This window comes from Duganella sp. GW821-FHT07G03 (genome assembly GCF_059418605.1).
Map to the genome: position 1 here is coordinate 21,942 of NZ_JBWKQE010000039.1, position 6,230 is coordinate 28,171.

Annotated in this window: 5 protein-coding genes; 3 read left to right on the top strand and 2 right to left on the bottom strand. The window is 64.2% G+C overall.

The genetic code is table 11. The annotated features are described in order from the left end of the window. Positions 1 to 13: 13 nt before the first annotated feature. Positions 14 to 673 (bottom strand): Npun_F0296 family exosortase-dependent surface protein, encoded by a 660-nt coding sequence (locus tag AC07OK_RS29865; protein ID WP_494693677.1) that lies wholly within the window; start codon positions 671 to 673, stop codon positions 14 to 16. Positions 674 to 1,080: 407 nt separating this feature from the next. On the opposite strand from AC07OK_RS29865, the gene AC07OK_RS29870 reads away from it, so the two are divergent. The 3 genes from AC07OK_RS29870 to AC07OK_RS29880 all read left to right on the top strand — a co-directional run bounded on the left by AC07OK_RS29870 (position 1,081) and on the right by AC07OK_RS29880 (position 4,338). Continuing rightward, positions 1,081 to 1,581 carry a hypothetical protein gene (locus AC07OK_RS29870; protein ID WP_494693678.1) on the top strand — a complete coding sequence of 167 codons (501 nt, stop codon included), beginning with the start codon at positions 1,081 to 1,083 and terminating at the stop codon, positions 1,579 to 1,581. A 140-nt stretch (positions 1,582 to 1,721) separates the two neighbouring features. After that, positions 1,722 to 2,270, top strand: coding sequence for an FxDxF family PEP-CTERM protein (locus AC07OK_RS29875; RefSeq protein ID WP_494693679.1), 549 nt, complete (start codon positions 1,722 to 1,724; stop codon positions 2,268 to 2,270). A gap of 124 nt (positions 2,271 to 2,394) precedes the next feature. Then, a complete protein-coding gene (locus AC07OK_RS29880) occupies positions 2,395 to 4,338 on the top strand; it encodes a GAF domain-containing sensor histidine kinase (RefSeq protein ID WP_494693680.1) in 1,944 nt (647 codons plus the stop codon). Positions 4,339 to 4,371: 33 nt separating this feature from the next. Here AC07OK_RS29880 and AC07OK_RS29885 read toward each other — a convergent pair whose 3' ends face one another. After that, positions 4,372 to 5,832: a S41 family peptidase gene (locus AC07OK_RS29885; protein WP_494693681.1), complete on the bottom strand. Its 1,461-nt coding sequence runs from the start codon at positions 5,830 to 5,832 to the stop codon at positions 4,372 to 4,374. Positions 5,833 to 6,230: the final 398 nt, after the last annotated feature.

Here is a 6,230-nt window from a genome sequence, read left to right on the forward strand (position 1 = left end):
GGGCCCGCCGGGCTCAATAGAATTTTTCGTTGTTGTCGTCCTCGCCGCGGCGGCGGGCAAGACCCAGCAGGCCGAGACCGGTCAGCAGCATCGCGAAGGTTTCCGGTTCCGGGACGGCCGAGATGTAGGAGTGGTTGTCCGATTCGAAGGCGTTCTGGTTGGCCGAGAATGTGACCTTGGTGATGGCGGTGCCGCCGTTGGTGAAGAAGTTCATGTAGAAGCCGACTCGCTGGTTGCCGTCGGCCAGCCGGCTGGCGGCGGCCGCCATGTCGCTGCCGTTGATTTGTAACACCATCGTGTTGCCGCTGTACATGGTGACGATGTTGTAGCTGTCCGGCGAACCCATGTAATAACCAAAATAGCTGACGCCCAGGCCGCCGAAGGTCACGCTGGACGACGAGGGCTGGCCGTTGCTCACGCCGACCGAGAAGAAGCTGGTGAGGTCGCCCGGCGGCTCGGCGGCGTAGCCGGAATTGCCCGGCGCCGGGATCAGCGCGCCGGCTTGGTCGTAGGTGGCGAAGCCGACCGGCAGCAGGCCGTTGTCGAAGGTGTTGGTGGTGACGCCGCCGACGCCGGAGGTGAGGCCGGCGGTGGCGGTATAGGACACGGCGGCGCTGGCGCTGAGGGCGGCGCCGGCCAGGCTGAGGGCCAGCAAGGTGTTGGACGGAGACATGTGACGTTCCTTATATGAGCCCGCTGAACGATTGCAGCGGGCTTGATCGTTTATTAACTACTGGAAACTGATGATTCAAGATTGATAATAGTAATATTCCCCTGACAATGCCCGTTCAACTTTAGAGCGTCTACTCGGTTTGTGTTAATCGCGGCGTCGGTTTGTGACATCGGCGCGCCGGCCACGGCCCCTATACCCTCCCCCAGCCCTTCAGTGACTAGCAAGTTGCTGCTCGGTAAGTTAAATCTGCCGCGGCGATATCTAACAATTTGGTGCGAAAAACAAACAGCCGGGCGCGCCGGGCCGGCGCCGGCCGGTTTGCGCTGGATCTGCGATTTTCTATTGTTGTTACGGGGCTGGCCGCTTATCATTTCACCCCCATCCCACTTTCACCACGAGCCGACAGCATGAGCGCAGACTACCCCGATACCGAACCGCAGCAGGACGACGACGCCCCGATCCAGGAGGCGCGCGTATGGCAGGGGAATGGCTGGACCGCGCGCGTCATCAAGAACGATGACGACGAGGGCTGGGCGGTGGCGATGATCAAGGATGGCGAGCCGGAGCCGGCGCTGGTGGGGCCGTGGACCATGGGCCGCGACAAGAAGAACCCCAAGCCGCTGGACGTCAACGCCTTCAACACCCTGGTCAAGACCGCCAACGAGGTGATCCGCCGCCACGAGCAGCAGCTGCACGCCCAGCTGCACAAGAACGTCTTCGTCAATGGCGAGGACGGCCAGGTCAAGGTCTGCCTCGACATCGTGCCCGACGAGGACGACCCCTATGCCACGCTGAGCGCCTTCGACCCGTATGGCGAAGAGCTGGCGCGGGTGCGGGTGGCGCCGACCTTCAAGCTGAGCGTGGCCAGCGCGTCGGCCTGGATGGACAGTGGCTATCGTAAGCCATAGTTACCTGCGCCATCTGTTATTTACTGGAATTAAGATTTCGTTAAATAAACGTGTAAGAGGATGTAACATTCTATCGTGCGGGGCCGGTTGGAAATGATGTGGCTGCTACATTTTGGACTCCCATTTTTTAGGAGTTAGAAATGATTAAAGTCAAAGCCCTGACGGGCGCCATCGTAATGGCCGGCGCCGCCATCATGTCGCAAGGCGTGCTGGCGGCCGATATCAGCAATCCCGCCACCGTGCTCGATCTGAGCGCCGGTGCGGCCTACGTCGGTCACTTAGTCGCCGGCAACAACGAAGGCAATACCTTCGCCGACAAATACAGCTTCACCCTGGGCGGCGCGGCGACCATTTCGGCCGACGTCTACTCGCACACGGCGCAGGCGAAGAACGGCCTCGACATCAGCGGCCTGGCGCTGTACAACGCCGGCGGCCTGCTGCTGGGCGGCACCCAGCTGTCGACCGGCGCCACCGATCAGTGGCAGCTCGATTCGGCCGTCCTGGGCGCCGGCAGCTACTACCTGCTGGTGAGCGGCAGCGCGATGTCCAAGTCGGCCGGTTCGTATTCGTCCGGCGTGACCGTGACGGCCGTGCCGGAACCGGAAACCTACGCCATGCTGCTGGGCGGCCTGGGCCTGATCGGCGCCATGGTGAGCCGCCGCCAGCGCAAGCAGGGCGCGCAGGCTTAAGCTGCCGTCGCACTTGTGAACAGCCAGGCCGTCTGCGACGGCCTGGCTGTTTTTGTTTCTGTGGCCGGGGCGGGCCGGACCTGCTAGTATTTCCTATGCGCATTACCTCACACTAGGAAAATCGATGGAAAGTCGTCTCACCCGCCTCGAAGCCGTGCAAACCATGCTGCTGGAAATCGGGCAGAAGTCGAGCAGCTGCACCGATATCAGCGAGTTCCTGCAGGCCGTGCATGCGGCGCTGGGGCGCATCATGTATGCCGCCAATTTCTTCGTGGCCTTGAGCGACCGCGACGGTCCGGTCAACCAGGTGCGCTTCGTGTATTTCGTCGACGAGGTGGACGATCCGCCCAGCCGCGACGCGCTGTTCGAGCTGGTCGAGGGCGAGTCGCCGACGGCGACCGTGATCACCACCCGCGCGCGCATGGTGATGACGGCGGCCGAGCACCAGTCGCGGCGCCAAGCGAACGCCGGCTTCGGCATCGGCACCATCGCCGAGCACTGGATGGGCTGTCCGCTGCTGGACCAGAACCACCAGTCGCTGGGCGCCATCGTGATCCAGAGCTACGACGAGCAACACACGTTCAGCGAGGAAGACCAGGCGCTGTTCGCGCTGATCGCCAACCACGTGTCGAGCGCGCTGCAAGGCTTGCAGAGCATGGACCGGCTGGAACGCGCGGTGCAGGAGCGCACCGCCTTGCTGGCGCACGAGGTGGCCGAGCGGCGCCGCGCCGAGAACATCCAGCGCGCGCTGTACGAGCTGGCCAACCTGTCGGCCACGGCCACCGGCGGCAGCCGCCTCAACATGCGGCTGCACCAGATCATCAGCGAGCTGGTGCCGGCGCAGAATTTCCTGATGGCGCTGTACCACCCGGACACCAAGGAAATCAGCATTCCGTATTTCGTCGACGAGAAGGACCAGCAGGCGCCGGTCAAGCGCTTCGACTACGGCGTCGGCATGTCCTCGTACATCCTGCAGCGCAAGCAGGCCATGCTGCTCGACCGCGCCGGCTTCCACTCGCTGGTGGCCAGCGGCGAGATGGATCACCCGCTGGGCAATGTCGACATCGCCAGCTGGATGGGCGCGCCGATGCTGCTGGGCGACGTGGCCTACGGCGTGATCATCGTGCAGAGCTACGACGACTCGGTGGTCTACACCCAGGCCGACCTCGACATCCTGGCCTTCATGGCCAGCCACGTGGCGGTGGCGATCGCGCGCATGCAGGCCGACCGCGAGATCCGCCGCGCCAAGGAGGCGCTGGAGGAACAGAACGCGGCGCTGGAGAACGCGCTGACCTCGCTCAAGGATGCGCAGGGCGAACTGGTGCGGCAGGAGAAGCTGGCCTCGCTGGGCCGGCTGGTGGCCGGCGTGGCGCACGAGATCAACACGCCGCTGGGCATCTGCGTGACGGCCACCAGCCACCTGGTGGAAGAGCTCAAGCTGACGCGCGAGGACATGGCGGCCGGCACCCTGGACGAAGACGGCCTGAACCAGTTCTTCGACATCATCTCGCAATCGCTGCGCATCATGACCACCAACACCCAGCGGGCGGCGGCGCTGGTGCGCAGCTTCAAGCAGGTGGCGGTGGACCAGTCGTCCGACGATATCCGCAGCTTCAACCTGCGCAAATACCTGGACGAGGTGCTGCTGTCGCTGCAGCCCAAGCTGAAGGGCAAGCCGATCGCCGTCGAGATCGATTGCGACGATCACATCAACATGGCCAGCTTCCCCGGCGCGGTGTCGCAGATCGTCACCAATATGGTGGTCAACTCGCTGGTGCACGGCTTCGAGGACGGGCAGTCCGGCAAGATCAAGATCAGCGGCAAGGTCGACGGCGAGTTCGTCGACTTCGAGTTCAGCGACGACGGCGCCGGCATGGACAGCAGCACCCTGGCGCAGCTGTTCGACCCCTTCTTCACCACCAAGCGCGGCTCGGGCGGCAGCGGCCTGGGCGCGCACATCCTGTACAACCTGGTGACCGGCGCGCTGGGCGGCACCATCAAGGTGGTCAGCGCGCCGGGCATGGGCTTGCACTACAAGCTGCGCTTCCCCAAGATCAAGCGCAAGTAAGCTGCAAATAAGCGCCCGGGCCCGGCGGCGCGGCTAGCGGGCCGCCGGCTTGATGGCCGCCAGCGTCGCCCTCACCCACACCTTCAGGGCGGCCTCGTCGGCCATGTCGCCGCCGTAGCGCAGGGACGGCACGAACGGCTCGCGCGTGGCCTGCGCGCCGGCGTAGATGGCCGACGGCAAGGCGAGAACGCCATTGCCGCTGGGGAGCTTGTACGGGCCGATCTCGCCGTAAGGCGAATAGCCGATGGTCGGCTCGCCCAGCACCACGGTGTCGGCGATGGCGCTGATCTGCTGCAGGAAATTCATGCAGGAGCTGAAGCAGCCACGGTCGATCACGGCGGCGATGCGCGGACCCGACGGGCGCGTGCGCACCGCCGCCGCCAGCGCACCGGCCTGTTTCATCGACATTTCTTCTACGCGCGCCAGCGGCTCGCCGCGTTCCAGCGCCGCCTTCATCTTGGCGATGGAGTCGTCGAACATGGGCTTGGCGGCGGCGAACTGCGGCAGGCTGGCGTAGCGCTCGAATAGCGCGATCGCCGCCGGCGAGGCAATCTGGGATTTGGTGTGGGACGAGGTGCGGCCCAGTTGTTCGCCATAAGCCTGGCCGTACAGCGCCTGCAGCGCGCGGTTGCCCCAGCTGGAATCGCCGCCGCCGTTGCCGCGCAGGTCGAACACGACCCATCCAGTGTGCTTGAGCGCGGCCAGCTGCTGGTAGAGTTTTCCGTAGGCGTCGGCGGAGATGCCGCCGTTGAAGTTCGGCATGGCCACCCATTGCATGTCCGCCGCCAGCGGCGTCAGACCGACCGCGCGCGCCTGGGCGGTGTAGCGCTGCTGCACCTCGCTCAGGCGGGCCTTGCCGATGCCGTCCTCGATGGCGCGCAGCGGCAGCGCGAATTCGCGCACGGCGCCGCCGGTCAGCTGGAAGGTGCAGCGTTGCGGCGTCCAGCCCAGCCCGATGTCGAACATGGACTGGCGGGCCAGCTCGCTTGGCGTGGTCGCATATTCGAGGCTCTGGTTGCTGAACGGGGCGACATTGCTTTTCAGGTAGGTGCCGATCCAGACGCCGTCGCAGCTTTGCACGGTGACGCCGCGCGGCGGCAGCGGGTTTGGCCAGTTCGGCTCGGACCAGATGACGCGGTAGCCGCCGTCGCTATGGTCGAGCACCACGCCGGTCCACGCGCGCGTCGGCAGGCGCATCTGGATGCCGGTGTGCGGATCGCCGAAGCCGTTGACGAAGCGCACCAGCGCGCGGCGGTAGTCTTGTTCGGTTCTGGCGTTGGCGGCTTCGATCATGCCGGCGCGGCTGCCGGCCTCCAGCGGCGCGGTGACGTCGATCTGACCGCTGACGGCGCCGGCATGGTTGCTGCGCACGGCGTCGATGGCGAACTTCATGTCGGCCTGGGCGACCGCGCTCCAGTCGGTATCGGCGCTGGCGGCCGACGCCGCGAACGCCAGCGGCAGGAGGGCGAGACTACATTTGGGGGGGAAGGTCATGCAGGGCGCCGGCGCGTAGTTGAGTTGCCGGAATGGTAACTCAACTACGCGCCGGGCGTAACGTCTTATTTTGGGTTCATCGCGGATTACCGGGATGACTTTTTTCCCGCGCCATTGACACGCGCAGGGCGGGTCCTGTTTTTTCGGCTTTTACTAAAACACGATAACTACTACTACCCAATGCTAACCATCGATATTTCGTGCGAGTCCGCGATATTTTCGGAACTAAAAACCACGAATCTCCTCTAACGAATATAGGCTAAAAAATTTAGCGGCATTTAGCATTCAGTACGGTATTTTTAGTAAGTGTTAGCGCGCTGTAGTGTAAGCGTGCAGCCGCCCCATCTGGCATCGATGACTGAAAGCGTGGACACTTCGAATTTTTAACGTCGGAGGGT